Below are 23,710 nucleotides of genomic sequence, written 5' to 3' on the forward strand. Positions count from 1 at the left end.
CGTTACCCTGCCGGAACCGGCAATAGTCACGATATAATGACCACCTATCCGATCATACCGACCTCCTATTTCATGACAGCACCGGCGGCAATACCCACTGCGATAGCATCTTCCACACCACCTACAGCAGCATCCCTTACCTTTAGTTTTTTACCGGCATATTGCCGCAGGTAAAAGAAGGCATAGGCGCCGGCCACCGCTGCTGCAGCGCCAATCAGTGCGCCCTGCCATGCCTTGTCTCCTTTCGCCTGGTACAAGGTAGCTCCTACCAGGCCGCCGGAAAGCGCCCGCCCTGTCAGACCGGTTACTGTAGTACGGTCACCTGTAGACGGCGCCTTATCGATCACCAGTTCACCCGCCGCCATGGTCTGCAGGAATTTACCGGTAGCCTCTTTTTTCATAAATCCCAATGGCGATTTATTCAGTTCCCGGGAAGGATGTTTATTCACATAATAGCTGGCAAAAGCAGGGCCCATCGCACCACGCATACCGCTCACAATGCCCAGTCCCAGCACCCGGATGAAGGTAGATATCGTTACTTTTTTCATACCGGCAACGCAACAATCATTGTGCCATGCACGGCACCTTAGCCGCCGCCGGCCGTAACCTGCTACGCCAGTACATTACCAGCAATGCTGCCCCGCCAAACACCATACCCGTCCACGGGGTATATTGTACCCCATATGAGGCAATGACCATCCCACTGACTGCCGTCCCTACCGAAACGCCCAGGTTACCACAGGAGGTAGAAAAGCTATTGGCAAACTCCAATGCCTCCGGAGCAGCAGCAATAATGTAGGCGGAAGCAGTCAGGAAGCAGGGAGCATAAAACAATCCCCATAGGCCAATCATGAAGATCGTCAGCAGCTGATTATCGCCGGCATAATACAGCCCTACAGGGAGCAACAACGTACCCGCCAGAAAAAAAGCCGTGGTACCGGCCACACTTTTCCCCAGCATTTTCCCGGCCAGCCGGTTACCCAATACGCCTGTAATACCAAACAACAACATCATGCTGCTGATCATGGCGGTATCCATATGCTTTACCTTTCCCAGGTAGTCGGCAAAATAGCTGTAGCTGCAAAACCAGGCGCCAATCATCAAAAAATTCATCACGGCACTCAGCAGGAAATTGGGCTGGGTAAGCACCCGCAGCTGTGCCCCATACGACTTCCGGACGGTTACCGGCATAGGCGGCAGTAGCCATAATATAGCTACCAATGCGATCCCGCTCATCAGTGCCTGCAGCCCAAAGGAGGCCTGCCAGCCATATACACCCGCCAGCCAGGTGGCTACCGGCAAAGTAGTTACCGTTGCCAGACTAATACCACCCAGCACCACCGCCATCAGCCGGTGCGCTTCGCCTTTACCGGCATTACTAACGGCAACGGCTATGGCAGTAGAAATAAATACCGGCTGCAAAAATGCCGGCAATACCCTTACCAACAGCAATAACCAGAATGGTGGAGACAACAGGGATACCATACCTGCAAGCAGAAAAATACCGATACTGAGTGCCATCACATTCCGGCGGTCAAAACGCGCAGCCAATAATGTCATAAAGGGTCCCGTCAAGGCAATCACCAATGCGAAAGCACTCAATAAAATACCCGCCCTGTCTATACTGATACCGTAGTGGGCTGCTACCTGCGGCAGTATACCAATGATGCCGAATTCCGTCGTAATAATACTCACCAGGCCCAGACAACCGATGTATGCAATTTTATTCATGATACTAACTGATATAAGCCTGTAAAAGTAGATAGATACTTTATTGGTAAATTGCAGTGCAGCCCATTGTATGCCGCTAACAAAAAAGTGTGTAATGACTAAAAGAAAAGAACAATCGACCAACAGCCTGAACAAACAGCTGATGGCCGGCAACTGCGACCTGGTACACGCCATCGACCTGATCGGCGGCAGGTGGAAACTCGTTATTCTGAGCAATCTGGAAACAGCCGCGGTACGTTTCAGCGAACTGAAAAGACTGATTCCTCAGATCTCAGAACGAATGCTGGTACTACAATTAAAAGAGATGGAGAAAGCCGGATTGATCACCCGTACCGCCTATGCTACGGTACCTCCCTGTGTTGCTTACAGCCTGACGGCTATCGGGAAAGAACTGATGCCCATCTGGCAACAGCTGAGCCAATGGGGGAGCAAACATAAAACCGTGAATAACGAGGGATAGCGGGCTGGATTACCTGTGCCTGAGGATAACAATGGGCTAACAAACAATGGAGTAGCAAACAATGGACTTTTATCGTAGCGTGATAAATTATTTCTTAGCAGCTAAAGCATCTATTTCTTTCCGGATCTGCTGATTCTTGGGTGCCAGGGTTAAGGCAGCCTGATAAGCCGCCAGGGCTTTATCTTTGTTACCGATACGTACGTAGGCCTGCGCCAGCATCTGCTGCGCATGTGCACTCATCGGATAATTACGTACGTTAAGTGATAACAGCTGAATAGCACTGTTGAGTTTTTCCTGACTCAGGGCATAACGTCCGATTCCATCTGTCAGTGCTTCGGATGGCACAAACGTAAAACCGTTTTGCAGTGATAGTTTTTCAAATTGATGCGTATACAGCTCCGGTGCATCTACCAGCTGTTTTACCTGCGACTGGTATCCCTTAAAAATAAATTTCAACCCGTCATAGGTGCCCGGTAAGGCCACCGTGCCATGGTCATCCTCCTCATAATAATGCCAGTTCCATCTTAAGCCGCTTTCCGCCGCTGCCGGCAGTATACTGGTTGTAAAACGGCGGATAGCACGGGGATGATCTGTAGTGGTGTCCTGTGGCAGCAATACTTTATTGGCCAGTGCTACATACAGCTGGGAACCCTTGAAAGCAACAGCACTTAAAAGGCTGGCTGCTTCATTATTCAGTTTCTCATTATCCCACCACAAACTCGGGTCCAGTGCGATATAGGCATTAAAGAGATGATTATGTTTGAGACAAACATTCACGGTAAACAGTCCACCGAAAGAATGGCCGGTTAATAGCTGATAGCCGCTGGTCCGGTAGTTTTTATTGATATGCGGGATCAACTCTCTTTCCAGGAAGGCAACAAACTGTTCGCCGCCACCACTGGTTTCATACAACATGCCTTTTTTACCGGGACGGGTAGTGATAAAACGGGTAGGCGTAAGATCACGGGTACGATCTGTATTGGGAATGGCGATGATAATCATCTCCGGTATCATGGCATACATGCCTCTCGACAGGTACTGTACAATGGCAGAAGCACTGTGAAAATTCATGTCGCCATCCAGGAGGTACATCACCGGATATTTTCCTGGCGTATAGTCTTTACTGTTATAAGACTCCGGCAACCATACCCAATAAGGTCTGTCTTCTTTCAGGATGTTGGAATGTAACACCTGTTTATTTCCAATCAGCAAGCTTTTTCCTGTATCCTGCTGTGCGAACAGCGGCAAACAGAAAATACTGCATAATAAAACAACAAATATCGAACGCATAAAATAGGATTATATCATCAGGCAATAGCGGCAGTTCTTTTTACAGGTGCCGGCTTTTTTGTTTTTTTTCTTCTTCCCCACCAGATCAGGAAACCGGTAATCGGCAAGGAGGTACAGATCAGTCCCACCATGAAAGTGATGATCTTACCTGTCCAGCCATACCAGAATCCCAGGTGCAGGTTCATATTCATATTTTCAATTCTTTCCGCTTTTTGCAAAGCTACCGGTATCGCCATGGCTTCACCGGTATATTTATTCATCAGCGTCATTTTACCGTCGTAACCTTTTAATCCGATCCGGCTGCCGGCAATAGCGTAATAGGTGGTAACGCTGTCTTTCGGAGGAATGGTGAGCCTTACCTGGGTCACACCATCCTGTGCAAACTGGCGGTCCAAAATTGTCTGCAATGGCATCACAGTACTGTTGGCATCATAGGCCGGTGCAAATTTGCGCATTGCCTGATAGGCGCCTGATTGTCCGCCCAATGCCTGATGCAGCGTTTTGTTCATGGTTTTATTCACAATGATAAGCCCGGTAACCGTCAGCATCAGAGCTGGTAACAAGCTATAAAAACCCAGTACATTGTGCAGGTCATAATTCACCCTTCTCCACTTACCTTTCCATTTTATTTTGAAACATTGTTCTTTACCTGATTTATTCCATTTCTTCGGCCACCATAAAATCAGTCCGCCAATCAGTTCCAGTAAAAAGATAAAGGTGGCCATCTCCACAATCAGGTTGCCAGGCTCGTGTAACAGCAACTGGCTGTGGATATGCGCTATCGTATAAAAAAAGTAATACGCACCATCTGTTGCCAGCATTTCACCGGTATACGGATTTACCCAGGTAAATTTGAATTGTTGCTGTTTATCTGCAGAAGCTATTTTGAAACTGCTGGTACGGTCTTTATAGGCGACAAAATAAAATGGTTTCCGGTCGGGGTTGGCCTTGCGGAAGGCTGCAATGAGTTGCTCCGGCGTCATTTGCGGCCCTTTGGCTTCCTGTACGGAGATGGCTTTACCTGCCCGCCAGTCGATGATATCATCACAGAAAACAAAGATGGTACCGCTGAGGCATACCACAAAGATGATAATGCCGGAGCTAAGCCCCAACCAAAGATGCAGCCAGCTGTTGATACGGCTGAATAAGGAAGGGCCTTTCTTTTTTGGTGTAGCGGAATTGTTGGTCTTTTTTGCGAACATGATGATAATAAGTAGGCCCCGCAACCACCACCTGGTGGATTGCGGGGCGTTATCAATAAGTTAAGATCCTTTAGAAAATCTTGTAGGAAACGTTGAATACAAACTGACGGGTACTCTCTCTCAATGCCCAGGCATCACTGGTCCAGTATTCCTTGTTGGTCAGGTTATTCACCTTAATGCCTACACGATACTTAGGACGTTCGTAGAAAATAGTGGCATCCAGCTTAACAAAGGATGGCACCATAAACGTGAACGGATCTTTATTGAAGGAACCATCTTTTCTCTTGGTACGGTTGTTCATAAAGAACGATTCACTTTGATAATTACCACCGATACCGATACCCAGGCCTTTCAGCTTACCCTCCATCAGTTTGTAGCTGATCCAGGTGTTGGCGGTATGTTGCGGGGCAGAAGTAGGACGCAGTCCCAGCACAGATGAATCGCCCTGGGTAAATTTGCTGCTGTTGTAACCATAACCGAAAATAGCGTGGAAACCACGGAACGGATTCGCAATCAGATCGGCCTCAAAACCGCTGCTGCGTTGGGTACCATCCTGCAGAGAGTAGTTGGGATGTTCCGGGTCATTCCGTACCCTGTTTTTCACTTCAATGTTGTAGTAACTAAGGGTACCGGATAATTTACCATTCAGCAATTCGAGTTTCACCCCACCTTCCAGCTGGTTGGCATGTTCCGGTTTAAAGGTGGTTTTTTCTTTCGGATCGGCGTTAAATACCAGTCCTGGAGGCACATTCGTAAAACCGTTGGTATAGTTACCAAACAGGGAAACTTTATCTTTCACCACCTGGTATACCACTCCAAATTTAGGAGAGATAGCCGTCTGGCTGTAGTCATCGCCTTTGCTGTTATAATGGTCTATTCTGGCGCTGGCCATTACGAGTAATGCATCGGTAATACTCAGTACATCAGAGATATAGGCACTATAGGTCTGATAGTTTCTGTCGTAAGGCGTGCGTTTCATGGCAGCCAGCATTTGTTCATATTTATCTATGGAGATGTCTGCCGGACGCTGATTTACTTTTACCACATCGTAATTATTCACGGTAGCACGTGTATCCGTAGAGGTTACCTGGGTATAATCGAGTCCTGCCAGCAGGCGGTTCCGCATACGACCTATTTTGAAGTCGCCGTTGAAATTCTGTTGTACCTGATTGACGCCAAAGGAGCTGGGGATATGCATGATCCTGCGGGTCATGGAATCTTCCTTACCCAGCAGCAGGAACAGGTAATTGGCGTTATTGTCGGTATTCGCATAGGAATAACTGGTGGTAGAAGTCCATTGGTCATTGATGCGATAAGTTACTTTGGCAAAAGCGTTGAAGATATTGGCGCGGCTTTGCAGATCATTATTGGTATAGGCGTGTTTGAAATCGAAGTTCAGTTCATCAAAGCTTTTCGCTTTTACGGTGTTGGCTACACTACCAATATAGGTGGTATTGCGTTTGGTATGGAACAGTTCAAAATCCACATCTACCGTGAGGCGTTTATTCAGCTTGAAGGTAAAGGCGGGTGCAGCTGCCAGTGTATTGGAGCGGCCTTCGTCGAGGAAGCTGTTTTGTTTTTCTGCTGCCGCATTAAGGCGGAAGAGGATCGTTTTATTTTTGTTGAGGGGCAGGTTTACATCTGCATTTACCCGATGCAGGTTAAAACTGCCACCGGTATAACCTATTTCCAGGCGGGTATCTTCCAAAGGTTTTTTAGTAACCCGGTTCACCAAACCACCATAAGACAACATAACACCACCAAACAAAGTACCGGATGGTCCTTTGATCACTTCAATGGATTCCAGGTTTACCGGATCAGACATAGATACCCAGTTAGTTGCCATACCATTGCGGATAGCACCGCCGGCATTGGCGCCGCTGAAGCCACGCATCCGGATAGAAAGCCCGATACCACCGGAACCTACACCCTGTGTAACATTACTTACACCGGGCGCCATTTGCAACGCGCTTTTAAAGTCTGTCACAATCTGTTCAGTAAATAATTCTTTCGGAATAACAGTATATACCTGCGGATTTTCCAGGTTGGAGAGCTGCATACGGGCTACGTATTCACTTTGTTTTTTGGCAAAGCGGGTAGCTGCGGAGGTCACTACTACTTCATTCAATCCCTGCGCCGCTGTTTGCAGCTGTATCGTCACTTCCGTTGTACGATTGGCTTCCACATCTACGGTAGTTGCAGTAGCATGATGTCCCATTAAGGATACTTCCAGGGTATATTGACCCGGTTTCACTTTCGGGATCACGAAATTTCCATCATCATCCGATAAGGCTGTTTTATTCAATGTTCTCAACAAAACAGAAACGGCAGCAGCCGGCTTGTTATCGGAAGTGGTAATCTTTCCTTTTACAGTACCGCCGGGTGTTTGGGCAGCAGCCATCCAATAAATGAAACTAAAGCAGCAGCAAAGGAGGGTAGGTAATAGTTTACGCATAAATACAATATCTATAAAGCCCAGGGTATAAAACAGGGAAATGCGGGGCAAAGCTAGGAAGAGTATCAAAGTACCCCCACGCGGATCGGGAATCCTATTTACGCAATCAGGAAAAAAAAATGCGTTGCCGGGAAAGCAACGCATCAGGAAATAATATGGTAAAAGATTTATTCTTCTCTTAATCGTTCGTCGGTATACGTGATGGTGGTTTTACCATGCGGTACCGGTCTGCCATGTTCATCCACACTCACAAATACAATTTTATCGATGGTGAGGATACTCTTCTGGGTAATTTTATTTCTCACTTCACAGGCCAGCGTCAGGGAAGTAGTACCGAAATGAATGGCTTTGATACCCAATTCCACAATGTCGCCCTGGCGGGCAGAATTGATAAAATTGATTTCCGACATGTATTTTGTTACACAACGATTGGTACCCAGCTGAATGATGGTATAGATAGCAGCTTCTTCATCTATCCACCGCAACAAACTACCGCCAAACAAAGTCCCGTGTGCATTCAGGTCCTCCGGCTTCACCCATTTCCTCGTATAAAAGTTCATGACATTTTTTTTATTAAGACGCAAAACTATTAAGAATTACGCATTTCCAGACAAGCAAAACGCATGGTTTAACAGACATTTGTGAAGACAATCAGTCCGTAAACCATGCGTTTTGTTCGCTAACACGTTGCTGCGTTATTTTTCATCCAGCTCCCGCTGATGCAGTTTTACCGGCTTGGAGGCGCCGGCCCTCATTTTCAGATTCAGCACCTCAATGAATACGGAGAAGGCCATCGCAAAATAAATATAGCCTTTCGGAATATGCTGATCGAAGCTTTCTGCCAGCAGCGATACGCCAATCAGTAACAGGAAAGAAAGCGCCAGCATTTTTACAGTCGGATGTTTGTTCACGAAATTGCTGATCGACTCAGATGCAATCAGCATGACGCCCACTGCGATTACCACAGCCGCAATCATGATTTCCACATGATCCGCCATACCTACTGCCGTAATAACGGAATCGAGAGAAAATACAATATCCAGCAACAGGATCTGAATAATCACCTGCCAGAAGCTATGTACTTTTTTCGCGGAGGTAGCATGTTCACCGCCTTCCAGCTTTTCGTGGATTTCTGCCGTACTCTTGTAAATGAGAAATAAACCACCGATCAGTAAAATCAGGTCGCGGCCGGAAATAGCTGTTTTAGCCAGCCATTCCGGGTTCTGCAAACCAATCCAGCTGCCTATGTTAAAAAGAGGTTGTGTAAGAGACATGATCCAGCTGATGGATAACAGCAACAGCACGCGGATAAACATGGCCAGTCCCAGGCCCAGCTGGCGGGCTTTTTTTTGTTTTTCTGCCGGTAGTTTACCGGACAAAATGGAAATAAATACAATGTTGTCGATTCCCAGTACTATTTCCAGTACGGTTAAAGTTAAGAGGCTTATCAAAGCATCTGCCGTAAAAAGATGTTCCATATATAGGTTGTTATGATGCAGCGGTGTAGTTCCCTGCAGAAAATGAACCCGAAAGTAAAGAATAAAGCCTTAATTAAACAGCTTCGGGCAGCTATACAGGAAGATCTTCCCGTATAGCTGCCCGAAAGGTGCGATACCACCTGCCGTTGTGCCTAATTTATTTTATGCACAGTCAGGTTATCATAGTAGATATAACCGTCGGTATCCGATTGCCAGTAGGTCTGGCTGCCGCCCCGGAAGGTATGGAAAGCAACTTTTTTGATCAGCCGCTGACTGTCGTTGGTTGTCCAGCGGATATCCGTGTCCAGTACTACAGTACCATCGATAACGATTTGCACATGACCATTTTTATTGCTGCCGGTATTGCTTTTGATATAGAGGTGTACGTGATAGGTTTGTCCTTTGTTCAGGCTGCCGGTAGCCGGATATGATTTGCCAAAGGTATCCCCGAAATCGCCTGGCTGATCTTTATAATAAACATAGGGTTGGAAATACACCCGACCGGGGCCGCTGCTGTACCACATCAGGCGTAAGCTGCCGCCGTTGCCATCCCATCCGGGATCGCCGCCGGTATTCCCTTCCCCTACCAGGAAACCAAATCCCACCTTACCGCCGCGACTCCAGTCGAACTGGCTGTGGAAGCGGATATCATAATCCATTTCATAGGCCTCCCCATCTGCTACATCAATATTGCCGATCAGACCTCCGGCGCCCGACAGGGCATTTTTAAGCAGGGTAATTCTGCAGCTGCCATTGGAAATGTAGGCACGGGAAGCATTCCAGCCGGAGATGTTACCGAAGTCGGTGTTGGCATCGGCGCTGCTGTAGGTGCCGGTAGTGCGGTTGTCCCAATTCACCGACCAGGTGCTGTTGACTGCGGCGGCACTAACATCTTTGGCAGCAGCGGTGTTGTTGTCAGATGATGGCGCGAAGGCCTCATTGGGTTTAGTGCAGGAGAAGGCGGTTACAACCAGTGATAGGGTGGCTGTAACCATCACTGTCAACATGTTTGATCTGGGTTTCATTTTGTTTTTTTTAACGTGAAATAAGTGGAGATCGTACAAGGGTTACCAGTTGCTTCTTTGGCTGAATGGGTTGAATCATTCAATTCATCTAATTTAAATCGATTGTATTTTTCATATGGTTATTAAATTTAGTAATTACTTACGATTTTTCCAATTAAGAATATTCACTCCGGAAAAACGTTGTTGAAAATATATTCTTGTCCGTTAGTTATATTGTAGAACGAAACCGTTCCCCATGACCACTGCATTTTTACAACTCCTGGTGTCACTGGCAGCAGGCATCGGTATCATCATCCTGTTGACAGCGAAGTATCGGATACCCGCCTTCTTCGCCCTGTTCCTCGCCTGCTTCCTGGTGGGCTGGGGCGTACAGCTGCCGGTACCTGCCATCATCAGCGCCATGAAAGACGGATTCGGCAACATCCTTAAATCCCTGGGATTTATTATTGTGCTGGGCACCCTGTTGGGCGTTATCCTGGAATATACCGGCGGTACCCGCGTGATGGCTGCCTTCATACTACGACTGGCAGGAGAAAAAAATGCCGCCCTGGCCATGGGCATCACCGGTTTCATTGTAGGCCTGCCCATCTTCTGCGACTCCGGCTATATTGTACTCAGTGGTTTGAATAAATCGGTAGCAGCGCGTACGCGGGTGGCTATGGTCACGATGTCGGTTTCGCTGGCAGCGGGCTTATACGCCGTGCATTGCCTCATACCACCGCATCCCGGCGCTACCGCTGCTGCCGGCATGATACGGGTATCACCAGGCCTGCTGATGCTCACAGGTATCGCAGTGGCTATTCCTGCCGCTATAGCTGGCTGCTGGTGGGCTGCGTGGGCAGGTAAAAAATTGCCGGATATACCGGCTGTCACCACCCCCGAAATGGAAACAATCCCCCGGATACCGGTATGGCTGGCATTTCTACCGGTAGCCATTCCGATTCTGCTCATTGGTATTGGCGCCTTTACCGGCCTGGAAAAACAGGCAACACCCATTGCCCGCATTACCGGCATATTGGGCGATCCGGTGATTGCTTTATCTATCGGTATCTTACTGGCAGCTATGCAGCTTCCTGCCCGCACTGCCGCGGTTATCAGTCCACTGATGCAGGAAGCGGCAGAAAAAGCCGGCGGTATACTGGTGATCATCGGCGCGGGCGGCGCATTTGGGGCGGTACTTGCCGCTACCGGTATGGGCCGGCACCTGGGCACCGCCTTTCACCTGGGACAGGCAGGCATCTTCTTTCCTTTTCTGCTGGCAGCTTTGCTGAAAACAGCCCAGGGTTCTTCCACGGTAGCCATCATCACGGCGGCGGCCATTGTAGAACCACTATTACCGGCACTGGGACTGAATGACCCGACCGGACGACTACTTTGTATGCTGGCACTGGGTGGGGGCTCTATGATGATTTCGCATGCGAATGATGCGTATTTCTGGGTGGTAGCCAAATTCTCCGGCGTGGAAATGAAAGCTATGCTGAAAGTATATTCCGTGGCAACGCTCCTGATGGGGTTAACCACACTGGCAGTGGTGTATATTTTATCTTTGATCTTACGGTAGCAGATACCCGGAGATACTGATAGATTATGCAGTATTCGCTCAAAGAACGGGTAATATTCGTACTACCGGCACCGTGATGATCTCCCTGAAATAAAAAAAGAGCCTGACGGCTCTCATTTCATTTTGGCTCTTTTACCGGCGGCTATTCCTTGTTTGGCCCATTTGCGCATACCTTTTTCATCATCGTAGGCGTCGTCCGGCGCACTGCGGTAATGCAGATATACCATGGTGCCGTCTTTACGGGTGTTACTGAGTGTACTGCTACCAGCGGCATCCCATACCAGGTCGCTTTCATCATCTGATTTAAACCAGATCACTCCTTTATCCACCAACGCAAACTGCACGCCGTCACAATAAATATGATGTCCTTCTGTTACGGCATTGATGGTTATTTTCCCTACGGGTTGCATGGCCCGTTTTATCCAGCTTAACAGCTGTTCTTCAGTCATATTCATATACACAAAATTAAAGAAAGCCGATAACTAAAAAGCCGTTTCAGTTGCTTTTGTCACTGAAACGGCTTTTTGTTACCTGCTTTTTGCCGGTATTATTGTTTGACATCGTAGAGTATCACAAACTCTACCCGTCTGTTTCTGGCTTTTCCTGCTTCTGTATCATTGCCTGCTATCGGATCACGGTCAGACAGGCCCCAGGTGAACATCCGGTCGCTGCTTACTTTTTCACTGCCCAGCAATCTTTTTGCGCTGGCTGCACGCTTTTCAGACAGGTCGCGGTTATAGGCTGCTGCACCGGTATTATCCGTATGGCCGGTTATCAGGATCTTTGTTTTATCATATTTGTTCAGTACACCGGCGAAACGCTCAAAAGTAGGTTTTACCTCTTCTTTCAGCTCGTCGGAAGAACTGGCAAACAACACATTGTTGGGGAAAATTACTTTTACACTATCCTTGATAATGCTCACTTCTGCGTCATTCAATACCGATTTCAACTCCTTGTATTGTTTGTTCATGTAAGTATGCGGATTAATCGCCTTTTTTGAAGTGGCACAGGAAGCCAGAAAAACAATAGCAGCAGCTACGGATAGCCAAAAACGTGAAGCGGATAACATTTTTTTCATATGCATGTTGTTTGATCACAAAGGTATCTAAATTAGCGATTATCAACCTTTTATGATTATTTTATCTAATATCTGTAAAGGTCTGTATACCTGTTCAAATGGATAGTCATAGCGTAACAGCAGGAATGGGGATAGCGGGAAATCACCTTATCGTAAGCAGGATCCGGTTTATACAAAAGCTCTGTACCGCCTGTTTTAAAGATGAATAAAAAAAGAGAAGATCTTGTGATCTTCTCTTTTTCTGGTTGCCCAACCAGGATTCGAACCTAGACAAACAGAACCAAAATCTGTCGTACTACCATTATACTATTGGGCAATACCCTTGTTGTTTGGGATGGCAAAAGTATAACTTTTTTTATTTCTGCAAAAAAAACTTGCATTTTTTTTCTAACATCCTTGCAAAAGCTTATCTATAAAGGCTTTTTACTGCACGATCGTCATCACCCTGGCAGTGACCTGTGCTGGTTTGATCCCTTCCATGCAGGCATGGTCGCCCCGGAAACAGGGTTTATTGCCAAATACAGAACAAGGCCGGCATGCCAGCTCATTGAGCTGCACGGCATTGGCAGCCGCCTGGGCATATCCCATAAAACCTGCATACGGGTGTGTAGCGCCCCAAATGGATACCACCGGCACGCCGTATAAAGAAGCCAGGTGCATATTGGCAGAATCCATACTGATCATCACATCCAGCTGACTAATCAGCGCCATTTCATCGGTGAGGGAAAAACGGCCCGCTACCACCAGGGCCGCAGGGTATCTGGCTGCCAGCTCCGTCAGCAGGGCTGTTTCCTGCTGCCCACCGCCAAACAGGAAAATCCTGTGGCCGGGTTGTGTAACCAGCTCCGATAAAACGGTTTCCATTTTGTCCAGCGGATACATTTTTTCGCGATACGTGGCAAAAGGAGCTATTCCTATCCACTTCTCCTCTCCTTTGGCACCTGTCACCGACTGCACGGATAACTGCAGCGGTTGGGGCGGAAAAACGGGTTTCTGACCCATTTCAACGGTTAACCCCAGGTGCCGGAATACCAATGCATAGCGTTCAATGGTGCTGGTGAGTGGCTGCAATACTTTATTTTCCTGGCGGGTGAGTGCCTTTTTACCGGCACGGCCCTTATCTATGGCTGCTACCGGTGTACCCGTTAACCGGAAAAAGGTACGCACAATTTTGGAGCGCAGTACATTGTGCAGATCGGCCACCGCATCGATCCGATGCGCCTGCCGGATCTCCCGGAATAACCGGTACAATCCCTTCACGCCTTTATGCGCCGCTTTTACATCTGCCGGAAAAAATACCAGCCGCGGAATACCGGCACATAATGCACCCCAGTTTTTGTTAGATACAAAAACAATGGAGACATCCGGATTGCTTTCCAGTACCTGCTTCATCACCGGTATGGTCATCGCCACATCTCCGAATGCAGAAAGACGGGTAACTAATATTGTTTTGGAAGTGCCCAAGATAGCCGGTTTATTTTTCACTTTTATACAGTACAGGATTCAAAGCAGGATCATTATACATCTTCATCTGCTTATAGACCTTCATATATTTTTTACCTGCTGCAATATCTGCCAGTAACGTTTCAATAGCGGTACTGAGATCTTGCTGCTGCTCCAGGAGAATGTCCAGTTTACGCTGACAGGCTGCCCGGTGCTCTGCAGTAGCATCCGCACGGGTAGCTTCTTCCTGCATGTGGTAAATTTTCAGCGCCAGAATAGATAAACGATCTATCGCCCACGCCGGACTTTCTGTATTGATGACTGCATCCGCCTGCGGCTGCACCTGCCGGTACTGCTCCAGGAAATAACTGTCTATATATTCCACTACATCTGTACGCTCCTGATTGGACCGGTCAATCCACCGTTTAATGCCCAGCGCTTCCACAGGATCTATCTGCGGATCGCGGATAATATCTTCCAGATGCCACTGCACCGTATCGATCCAGTTTTTCAGGAACAGCAAATGCTCGATACTGCTTTTTTCATACGGATTGGATATAGCCGTGTGTACGTCGTTTTTCTCGTGGTAGGCCGTGATACTCGCGTTGAATATCTTATTACATGACTGTGTAAACATCCCGCAAAAGTATAAAGAATTCCCAATTACAAATGATGAATTCAAATTTATCATCATACTTTTTCCGCAGGCCAGGTAGTTGATCTCACTAAAAAAAAGAAGCGCATGGTTGAAACCATACGCTTATTGTAAAAGATTGTCATGTGAATGTTCGAGAATGCAAATCGTGTAGGCTTTTAATGGTTATCTTGGGGTTGAGATGCCGTCAAGGTTTACCACCTGATAATTTCAATACTCTAAAATCATGATGCAATGATCACATCAATAATTGGCAATAATATCTTTGTTGGTAATGATTTATTTCGGATGTAGTATTTATATAATTCACTTAAATGGTTATACGTTTTGAGGGTTTCAAAATAAAATCTACAACTAACAATCTCCTCCTGCTCTCCATACACTGCCATCAGGCATACCATGCATCGTCAACAGGCGCGGGCCACAACCGCTATAGTAACTTTTTCTGATTCCTTATTTTCTTGCAGACAATACTTACAATTTCATACTGCCAGCTCCTTCGGGTTTTCTATTCAAACAAATTAACAGGGTCAAAATTTTAAAGTCGCATATGTTCTTGTGTCTTGGTGCAAATTAAGAGGGTCCACTGCAAGTTCTACAGCAGTGGACCTGTTTTTTTATACAACTTTTGTGTGAAAATTGCATTTTATTTGTCCTTTTTAGCTTTCAACAGCCTTTGACCGACGCGACATGGCGATATAATAGAGGGGAATACCCAATAAAATGATACCTAACCCCGGTAAAGTATAGTTACTTTCAAAGATCAATAACAGTGTTGCCAGTGATAATGCGACCACGATATAGATCATCGGCAGCACCGGATATCCGAAAGCTTTATAGGGCCGCGCAATTTCAGGGCGCTTCTTCCGCAGGATAAAAATGCCCAGGATCGTCAGTACATAAAAAATGAGTACCCCGAATATCACCAGTGCCAGCAGGTCGTTATACCGGCCTGTAAGACACAGCAGCGAAGCCCAGATACACTGTATCCAAAGACCATTACCCGGCACGCTGTTGCGGTTCAATTCCCCCGCCTTGTGGAAAAACAGCTTGTCCTGCGCCATGGTATAATAAATACGGGCGCCGGAGAGAATCAGCCCATTATTACAGCCAAAAGTGGAAATCATAATCATCACTGCAATAATCAGGGAACCACTATGTCCGAAAATGGTTTCAGCAGCAGCTACCCCTACCCGGTCGTTGGCAGCAAAAGCAATATCATGCAGTGGCAATACCGCCAAGTACATGAGGTTGCAGCTTACATAAATAATAGTCACGATCAGCGTACCCAGAAACAGGGAACGACCAATATTTTTTGCGGGATTTTTAATCTCCCCCGCAATGAAGGTGACATTGTTCCAGGCATCACTGGAAAACAAGGACCCTTTCATAGATACCGCAATAGCACCAAACAACGCCAGCCCGGAAAGCCCGGCAGATACCACCCCGCCGTTTACATTACTCACAGCTGCTGCATCCCAGGCATGCTGCCAGTTAGCATGCCAGATATCAGCTTTCGCTCCCAGCAGCAAACCAAAAATAATCAGCCCAAATAACGAGAACAGCTTGGCCAGTGTAAACACGGTTTGAATCACCTTACCGTGCTTCACCCCTTTTGTATTGATATAGGTTAACAGCACAATAGAAACAATGGCTACAACCTGTGCGGCCGAAATCTGCACAGGGCCCGCATCCAGCAGGATGTTCTTTTCACTGAAGGCAGGAATCAGGTACGCCGTAAATTTGGCAAAAGCCACGGCTACCGCCGCAATGGTACCCGTCTGGATCACACCGAACTGCGTCCAGCCAAATAAAAAGGCAATAAAAGGATTGTAGGCTTCCCGCAGGTATACGTACTGTCCGCCGGCTTTAGGAAACATACCTGACAGCTCTCCGTAGCTGAGGGCTGCTATCAGCGTTACGACACCAGCCAGTACCCACATGGCGGTAATCCAGCCTGCTCCGCCTACACTGCGGGCAATTTCTGCCGTAACAATAAAAATACCGGAACCAATCATGGATCCAGCAACGATCATGGTGGCATCTAATAAGCCAAGGGATGGCTTAAACGAGTTAGTTTGGTTGATTTCCATAATGTTAGTTATAAAAAAATCCCGGCTCAAAGGTGAACCGGGACTAAAAGGTAGAAAAAATTCTTAAGGTTTAACGCTTATTTGGCTGGCGTAGCACCTTTTTCATTGATTCCTTTAATTACCTCTGAGGTGACGTCATACGCCTGATCTCTGTATAATATGTTGCTTTGACCGGCACGGTAAGAGAAAATGAAAGCATAACGCTTGTCAGCATTAAATCCTTTCAGGTAGTCGTCCAGCTTTTTCTGCAGTTCTTCCGTAAACTTGGCTTCCTGCTCAGAATAAGAAGCACGCATGTTCTGCGCTTCCTGTTCCAGCTGCTGTTGTTTAGCCATCAGGGAACGCTGAGCGGTTTCACCCTGTTCCTGCGTGAGTGTGGAAGCCTTGCGCTGCAAGTCTTCATATTCGCTGCGGAGTGCATTGGCTTTACCTTTCAGCTGATTCTCCATCTGCTGTTGCTTTTGCTCCAGCTGACTTTTTTTCTCTTTGAAATAATCAAAATGCGCTTCCAGTGAATCCATATCTACGTAAGCAATCTTAAAACCGGCAGCTGCAGGTGCAGTAGGGTTTGCGGCGGGATCGGAGTTAGCTGATGTTGCGCTGTTACCAGACTTGTTTCCCTGGCAGGCCATAAATAAACCGGCTGCTAATGCCGCTAATAATCCTTTTGTCACAAATTGTTTACGAGTGCGCATGTTGATAGGTAGATTTACTCCTTTAAATAACATTTTTAAAATGGAACGGCTAAAATAAGGCTTTTAGCGGATTTTCAAATTGTATTATCGCTTTTTTAGCTAGGTTTTAACTAATATGATGGCTTCACTTTTTCCAGCAATATCTCCGGTTCATTCGTGGTAATAAAGTCGATCCCCTCTTTCAGCAAAGTATCCATCACAGCAGGATTGTCGATGGTCCAGGCATTGGTGGTAATTCCCTGCTGCCGGGCAACTTTGATCAGGTCCGGCTGCTGCGTGAAAAATTTCTGGTGGTAGTCAAGTCCCCAGATGCCATCCTGCCGAAGAACTTCCGGCGTTTTATCCCCGTTGAGATAAGCCACTTTCGCCATCGGGTCCAGTGCTTTTATTTTTTTGCAGATGTCATAATCGAAGCTGATATAATACATCCATGCCTGCGCCTGACGGGCCTTTACCAGTGCTACTGCCTTGGTGGCCAGCAACGGTCCGCGGCCGGTGCCGGAAGGCTTCAGTTCCAATACCAGGCGGGTAGCATGCTGCTGCATGCCGATGGTTATAAACTCATCCAGGGTGGGTACCCGGTCGCCATTTTTCAGTTGTACGGTCTGCAATTCAGCCAGGGTGGAGCCTTCCACTTTTTTGCCGCCAATTTCCGGATCATGGGATACTACCAGTTCCTCATCTGCCGATAACCATACATCAAACTCAGACCCTGCGCAGCCCAGCTTAATAGCGTCTTTCAGGGAAGTCACCGAATTCTGGCTGCCTTCATGGTGTTTCCACGCACCTCTGTGGGCAATCACTTTATTATGAATAAAGGCATCGGCTACCAGTGTAAAGGAGGCAGTATCCGCACCGGCCACAATTTTTACCGGATAGGTAAACGCCCCTTCTTTCGCGATGCCAGCCTTCTTTTTCAGCTTTAATATCCCTGTTTTCTCCAGGGTAAATAATCCGGACGCATCTTCCACCAATGCAGCGGAAACCGCCGGATGGCCGGTACGGTCATATACCTGGGCAATAACAGCACCTTTCTTTGCCACCGGAATCGTGTAGGCATTCAGGTAAGGAGCAGCTACTTCCTGCGCCTGCATACCCGTATGTGCCAGTATTCCCCATCCTGCCATTACCAACATTTTTTTAACCTGATTCATAATACTCCGTTTGTTCCTCAAAATGGCGTGCAAATTATCTATTCCCCGTCAGTCATCTCCCACAGCCCTGTTAAATTAACATAAAGCTTTTGCTTTTTTTACAAAAAAAGCTAACGTATACCCATATACGTTAGCCTCTTTTCCTATTGTATGCTGCTAATTATGTGTTACCTGGAATACCTGAAACTTTTCGGCGGTCAATACATGACCGGTAGTAACCAGGGTATATATTTTCCCTTTCTGTGCACGCAGGGGCATCTGCTTAAACACCAGACTGGAATCTATCCAGCGGAAATTAATATCATAGGTGCTGTCTGCATATACCGTTGCGTAGGGACTGATATCGGTATAACCCAATCCCCTGAAAAAACGATTGTTTTTACCAGACCAGATGTCCATCACCAGCGGCTGCCGGTTAGGCCGGAAAGCTTCACTTAAATTGACTACCCTGAATTTGCTGCTATCTGCCAATGCCGGGTTCAGGTCATCTTCCACAGCACGCAATGTCAGTGTTTTACCGATACTGTCTACGCCCAGAAATACAGAATAGTAACGGCCATTCCGCAGGTTGATCTGCTGCACATACATCTTCCTTTCCGGATTACGGGTATCATAAATATAGAGGTTGTATTTCTGTGCCCGGAAAGATTTATAGGAAGTAGATTTACCATAGCTAACCTCACTGGCTGCCTCGAGTGTATCCAGCAATACAGAGAAGGTGGCGGTTCCCGGTACACCGTTAAAAAACATGATGTGAGAGGCTGTCACCGGGATGGAACTATCGCTGTCTTTCTTACAGGCAGCCAATAACCCCAATATTACCAGTACCGGAAGTATCCATTGTTTCATAAAACCCATGAGTTGCATATTTACGCAGCCAAAAGTAAACAATTACGAATTACAAATTACGTATTCCCTATGCTGCAGGAAAAGCTACAGGAAAAGAATAACAGCTTATTCCCCGGCAGTGAGTGTCCCGCAGCAGGTGGTATAGGGCCATAAAAAAAGCGCCTGCCGGATGGCAGACGCTTTTTTACTATTAATATCTCCGGATAAACTATTCTTCTTCGTCGAACTGGAATACTTCTTTGGAAGATGCCAGGATATCGTATTCTTCTTTCGAACCTACGATCATGTTTTCGAACTCGCGTAAACCGGTACCGGCAGGGATCAGGTGACCTGTGATCACATTCTCTTTCAGACCCATCATATCATCGGTTTTACCGTTGATAGCTGCCTGTGACAGTACTTTGGTAGTTTCCTGGAACGATGCAGCGGAGATCCAGCTGCGGGTACCCAGGGACGCTTTGGTAATACCCTGTAACAGTGGGCTGGAAGTAGCCGGACTTGCATCACGGAATTCAACCAGTTTCTTGTCTGCACGACGCAGCAGGGAGTTTTCTTCACGCACCTGACGCAGCGTCACGATCTGACCTGCTTTCAGGGTAGCGGATTCACCTGCTTCGGTTACTACCTTCTTATCGAAGATCATATCGTTTTCTTCAAAGAATTCGAATTTATCTTCGGTATCGCCTTCGAGGAAGCGGGTATCACCCGGATCTTCGATGTTTACTTTACGCATCATCTGACGAACGATCACCTCAATGTGTTTATCGTTGATCTTCACACCTTGTAAACGGTATACTTCCTGGATTTCATTTACCAGGTATTCCTGTACCGCAAATGGTCCTTTAATGGCCAGGATATCGGCAGGAGTAGTAGAACCGTCAGACAGGGAAGTACCTGCTTTCACGAAGTCACCATCCTGTACAAGGATATGACGTGTCAATGGCACCAGGTATTTTTTGATCTGACCTTCACGGCTTTCGATGATAATTTCGCGGTTACCACGTTTGATGTTACCAAATGCTACCACACCATCAATTTCAGAAACGATAGCAGGGTTGCTTGGGTTACGGGCTTCAAACAGCTCGGTTACACGTGGCAGACCACCCGTGATATCTCGCAGTTTACCGATAATACGTGGAATCTTCACGATTACCTGACCGGCTCTTACATTGTCACCTTCAGAGATAACGATGTGGGAACCTACTGGTAAGTTGTATGATTTCACTTCCTTATTACCTTCTACGAAGATAGACGGAATCTTATTTTTGTCTTTGGTTTCAATTACCACTTTCTCACGGTGACCTGTCTGCTCGTCAGCCTCTTCACGGAAGGTGATACCTTCAATGATGCTATCGAAGCGGATGCTACCAGGAATTTCAGACACGATAACGGCGTTGAACGGATCCCATGTACAGATCTGATCACCTTTCGCTACTTTCTGTCCGTCTTTTACCAGCAGGGTAGAACCGTAAGGAATGTTGTTGGTAACCAGCAGACGGTCATTTTTCACGTCCATGATACGGAGCTCACCGGTACGACCGATAACCACCTGTACTTTCTCACCATCGTTATTTTCGTAGGTGGTTGTACGTAAACCATCGAACTGAATAGTACCATCAAACTTGGCTTGCAGGCCGGATTCAACGGAAGTAGAACCAGCCACACCACCCACGTGGAAGGTACGCAGTGTCAACTGTGTACCAGGCTCACCGATGGACTGCGCAGCGATGATACCTACAGCATCACCTTTCTGTGCGGTATAACCGGTTGCCAGGTTTTTACCATAACATTTCACACACACACCACGACGACTTTCGCAAGTCAGTACGGAACGGATTTCCACCGTTTCAATCGCACTTTCTTCGATTCTGTGTGCAATCTCTTCTGTGATTTGGTCCCCACCAGCAACGATCAGCTCTTCTGTGTGCGGATCATATACATCATGGAGGGAAGTACGGCCCAGAATACGATCGTATAATGTTTCGATTACTTCTTCATTATCTTTCAATGCGGAAGTAGCAATACCACGCAGGGTACCACAATCTTCTTCATTGATTACTACATCCTGTGCAACGTCTACCAGACGACGGGTTAAGTAACCCGCATCCGCCGTTTTCAACGCCGTATCCGCAAGACCCTTACGGGCACCGTGCGTAGAGATGAAGTATTCCAATACGTTCAGACCATCTTTAAAGTTGGACAATACCGGGTTTTCGATAATCTCGGAACCGGTAGATCCACTCTTACGCGGCTTGGCCATCAGACCTCTGATACCAGCCAGCTGTTTGATCTGTTGTTTGGAACCACGCGCACCGGAATCCAACATCATGTATACAGAGTTGAATCCTTGTTTATCGGCCGCCAGTTCACGGATCAGGGTTTCTGTCACCTTCGTATCCACACGTGACCAGATATCGATGATCTGGTTGTAACGTTCGTTGTTGGTGATCAGACCCATGTTATAGTTCTCCCATACTTCGTCTACTTCGCTGGTAGCACCATCAATCATATCCTGTTTAACATCCGGGATGATCAGGTCATTGATGTTAAATGACAGACCACCGCGGAACGCCATGCGGAAACCTAATTGTTTGATGTCATCCAGGAACTTCGCAGTTTTAGGGATGTCAGTAGCTTTGATGATATCACCGATGATTTCACGCAGTGATTTTTTGGTCAGCAGGGCATTTACATAACCGGCAGCTTTTGGTACGAACTGGTTGAACAGTACGCGACCTACAGTTGTTTCGATCAGTTTTCTTTCCAGCTCACCATTTGCATTTCTTACATCAGCTTTTACGCGGATGTGCGCATGCAGGTCAACACGGTCTTCGTTGTAAGCGATGATTACTTCTTCGGCAGAATAGAAGGCTTTACCCTCTCCTCTTACGATTACATCACCCATTGTTTTCTTACCCTTGGTAATGTAGTACAGACCGAGTACCATGTCCTGTGAAGGCAGGGTGATAGGCGTACCATTCTGCGGGTTAAGAATGTTGTGAGAAGACAGCATCAGCAGTTGGGCTTCCAGAATAGCAGCGTTGCTCAAAGGCACGTGTACCGCCATCTGGTCACCATCAAAGTCGGCGTTGAACGCAGAACACACGAGCGGGTGCAGCTGAATCGCTTTACCTTCCACCAGTTTAGGCTGGAAAGCCTGGATAGACAAACGGTGCAGGGTTGGTGCACGGTTTAACATAACCGGGTGACCTTTCAGTACGTTTTCCAGGATATCCCAAACCACCGCTTCTTTCCGGTCTACCAGCTTTTTAGCTGATTTCACGGTTTTCACGATGCCTCTTTCGATCAGTTTACGGATAATAAATGGTTTGAACAGCTCTGCTGCCATGTCTTTAGGTAAACCACACTCATGCAGTTTCAGTTCAGGACCTACCACGATTACAGAACGACCGGAGTAATCCACACGTTTACCCAAGAGGTTTTGACGGAAACGACCTTGTTTACCTTTCAGTACATCAGACAGTGATTTCAGTGCACGACCACCTTCCGCTTTTACCGCGTTGGATTTACGGGAGTTGTCGAACAGAGAATCCACGGCTTCCTGCAGCATACGTTTTTCGTTACGCAGGATCACCTCAGGTGCTTTAATTTCGATCAGACGTTTCAGACGGTTGTTACGAATGATCACCCTGCGGTAAAGGTCGTTCAGGTCGGAAGACGCAAAACGGCCACCATCCAAAGGAACCAACGGACGCAGTTCTGGTGGTACCACAGGAATATATTGCATAACCATCCATTCAGGACGGTTTTCTACGCGGGTATTAGCTTCACGGAAAGCTTCCACTACGCTCAGACGTTTCAGCGCTTCCGCTTTACGTTGCTGGGAAGTTTCAGTAGCAGCCTGGTTACGCAGCTGATAGGAAAGGCTGTCCAGATCAATACGGGCCAGCATCATTTCTACCGCTTCCGCACCCATTTTGGCAATGAACTTGTTGGGATCTTCATCCGGCAACAGCTGATTGTCTTTAGGTAAGGTATCCAGGATATCCAGGTATTCTTCTTCCGTGAGCAGGTCACCGTAGTTCATACCTTTTTCCTGTTTCGCACCTGCCTGGATGATCACATATCTTTCATAATAAACGATGGTTTCCAGCTTTTTGGAAGACATTCCCAGCAGGTAACCGATTTTATTAGGAAGAGATTTGAAATACCAGATATGTACTACCGGCACAACCAACCGGATATGCCCCATTCTTTCACGACGTACTTTTTTCTCCGTTACTTCTACCCCACAGCGGTCACATACAATACCTTTATAACGGATACGCTTATATTTTCCGCAATAGCATTCGTAGTCCTTTACAGGCCCGAATATTCTTTCGCAGAATAAACCATCACGTTCCGGTTTGTAGGTCCGGTAGTTGATAGTTTCGGGTTTCAGCACCTCACCGTATGAACGCTCCAGAATAACATCCGGAGAAGCCAGACTGATGGTAATGCTGTTAAAATTTGATTTAGGACGATTTTCTTTTTTGATAGCCATCTGTAATTAGCTTTTAGCTGTTAGCCGTTGGTCGTAA

The 23,710-nt window shown here is 47.0% G+C and carries 19 protein-coding genes and 1 tRNA gene; 2 read left to right on the forward strand and 18 right to left on the reverse strand.

Annotation, left to right across the window (positions count from 1 at the left end):
* Positions 1-65 precede the first annotated feature (65 nt).
* Both OL444_RS29690 and OL444_RS29695 read right to left on the reverse strand, forming a co-directional pair.
* Complete coding sequence (locus tag OL444_RS29690) at positions 66-548, reverse strand: hypothetical protein (RefSeq protein ID WP_264727242.1); 483 nt, start codon at positions 546-548, stop codon at positions 66-68.
* A gap of 16 nt (positions 549-564) precedes the next feature.
* Positions 565-1,731 (reverse strand): MFS transporter, encoded by a 1,167-nt coding sequence (locus OL444_RS29695; protein WP_264727240.1) that lies wholly within the window; start codon positions 1,729-1,731, stop codon positions 565-567.
* A 94-nt stretch (positions 1,732-1,825) separates the two neighbouring features.
* On the opposite strand from OL444_RS29695, the gene OL444_RS29700 reads away from it, so the two are divergent.
* A complete protein-coding gene (locus OL444_RS29700; protein WP_264727239.1) occupies positions 1,826-2,191 on the forward strand; it encodes a winged helix-turn-helix transcriptional regulator in 366 nt (121 codons plus the stop codon).
* Positions 2,192-2,278: 87 nt separating this feature from the next.
* On the opposite strand, the gene OL444_RS29705 is transcribed toward OL444_RS29700, so the two are convergent.
* The 6 genes from OL444_RS29705 to OL444_RS29730 all read right to left on the reverse strand — a co-directional run bounded on the left by OL444_RS29705 (position 2,279) and on the right by OL444_RS29730 (position 9,641).
* Positions 2,279-3,481, reverse strand: a complete 1,203-nt coding sequence (locus tag OL444_RS29705) for an alpha/beta hydrolase-fold protein (RefSeq protein WP_264727238.1) — start codon at positions 3,479-3,481, stop codon at positions 2,279-2,281.
* Positions 3,482-3,498: 17 nt separating this feature from the next.
* Positions 3,499-4,683 (reverse strand): PepSY-associated TM helix domain-containing protein, encoded by a 1,185-nt coding sequence (locus OL444_RS29710; RefSeq protein ID WP_264727236.1) that lies wholly within the window; start codon positions 4,681-4,683, stop codon positions 3,499-3,501.
* Between the two features lie 70 nt (positions 4,684-4,753).
* Positions 4,754-7,138, reverse strand: a complete 2,385-nt coding sequence (locus OL444_RS29715) for a TonB-dependent receptor (RefSeq protein WP_264727234.1) — start codon at positions 7,136-7,138, stop codon at positions 4,754-4,756.
* A gap of 167 nt (positions 7,139-7,305) precedes the next feature.
* Positions 7,306-7,698 (reverse strand): acyl-CoA thioesterase, encoded by a 393-nt coding sequence (locus OL444_RS29720; protein WP_264727232.1) that lies wholly within the window; start codon positions 7,696-7,698, stop codon positions 7,306-7,308.
* A gap of 135 nt (positions 7,699-7,833) precedes the next feature.
* Positions 7,834-8,616 carry a TerC family protein gene (locus OL444_RS29725; protein WP_264727230.1) on the reverse strand — a complete coding sequence of 261 codons (783 nt, stop codon included), beginning with the start codon at positions 8,614-8,616 and terminating at the stop codon, positions 7,834-7,836.
* Between the two features lie 152 nt (positions 8,617-8,768).
* Positions 8,769-9,641, reverse strand: a complete 873-nt coding sequence (locus OL444_RS29730; RefSeq protein ID WP_264727228.1) for a polysaccharide lyase — start codon at positions 9,639-9,641, stop codon at positions 8,769-8,771.
* A 235-nt stretch (positions 9,642-9,876) separates the two neighbouring features.
* On the opposite strand from OL444_RS29730, the gene OL444_RS29735 reads away from it, so the two are divergent.
* Entirely contained in the window at positions 9,877-11,202 is a 1,326-nt protein-coding gene (locus OL444_RS29735) for a GntP family permease (RefSeq protein WP_264727226.1), read from the forward strand.
* A gap of 113 nt (positions 11,203-11,315) precedes the next feature.
* Here OL444_RS29735 and OL444_RS29740 read toward each other — a convergent pair whose 3' ends face one another.
* The 10 genes from OL444_RS29740 to rpoC all read right to left on the reverse strand — a co-directional run bounded on the left by OL444_RS29740 (position 11,316) and on the right by rpoC (position 23,673).
* A complete protein-coding gene (locus tag OL444_RS29740) occupies positions 11,316-11,657 on the reverse strand; it encodes a TfoX/Sxy family protein (protein WP_264727225.1) in 342 nt (113 codons plus the stop codon).
* A 92-nt stretch (positions 11,658-11,749) separates the two neighbouring features.
* On the reverse strand, positions 11,750-12,280 hold the full coding sequence (locus OL444_RS29745; protein ID WP_264727223.1) for an OmpA family protein: 531 nt from the start codon (positions 12,278-12,280) through the stop codon (positions 11,750-11,752).
* A gap of 242 nt (positions 12,281-12,522) precedes the next feature.
* Positions 12,523-12,596 (reverse strand) — tRNA-Gln (locus OL444_RS29750).
* 107 nt (positions 12,597-12,703) lie between these two features.
* On the reverse strand, positions 12,704-13,744 hold the full coding sequence (locus OL444_RS29755; protein ID WP_264727221.1) for a glycosyltransferase family 9 protein: 1,041 nt from the start codon (positions 13,742-13,744) through the stop codon (positions 12,704-12,706).
* 10 nt (positions 13,745-13,754) lie between these two features.
* The gene (locus OL444_RS29760) at positions 13,755-14,360 is read right to left on the reverse strand and encodes a DUF4254 domain-containing protein (protein ID WP_264727220.1); all 606 of its coding nucleotides are present in this window, start codon (positions 14,358-14,360) and stop codon (positions 13,755-13,757) included.
* A 677-nt stretch (positions 14,361-15,037) separates the two neighbouring features.
* Positions 15,038-16,471, reverse strand: a complete 1,434-nt coding sequence (locus tag OL444_RS29765) for an APC family permease (protein WP_264727218.1) — start codon at positions 16,469-16,471, stop codon at positions 15,038-15,040.
* A gap of 77 nt (positions 16,472-16,548) precedes the next feature.
* On the reverse strand, positions 16,549-17,166 hold the full coding sequence (locus tag OL444_RS29770) for an OmpH/Skp family outer membrane protein (protein ID WP_264727217.1): 618 nt from the start codon (positions 17,164-17,166) through the stop codon (positions 16,549-16,551).
* Positions 17,167-17,276: 110 nt separating this feature from the next.
* Positions 17,277-18,320 carry a glycerophosphodiester phosphodiesterase gene (locus OL444_RS29775; RefSeq protein ID WP_264727215.1) on the reverse strand — a complete coding sequence of 348 codons (1,044 nt, stop codon included), beginning with the start codon at positions 18,318-18,320 and terminating at the stop codon, positions 17,277-17,279.
* 156 nt (positions 18,321-18,476) lie between these two features.
* Positions 18,477-19,169: a DUF4397 domain-containing protein gene (locus OL444_RS29780; RefSeq protein WP_264752046.1), complete on the reverse strand. Its 693-nt coding sequence runs from the start codon at positions 19,167-19,169 to the stop codon at positions 18,477-18,479.
* A 208-nt stretch (positions 19,170-19,377) separates the two neighbouring features.
* Positions 19,378-23,673, reverse strand: coding sequence for a DNA-directed RNA polymerase subunit beta' (gene rpoC, locus OL444_RS29785; protein WP_264727211.1), 4,296 nt, complete (start codon positions 23,671-23,673; stop codon positions 19,378-19,380).
* Between the last annotated feature and the right edge of the window lie 37 nt (positions 23,674-23,710).

The organism is Chitinophaga nivalis (genome assembly GCF_025989125.1).
Classification (GTDB): Bacteria; Bacteroidota; Bacteroidia; order Chitinophagales; family Chitinophagaceae; genus Chitinophaga; species Chitinophaga nivalis.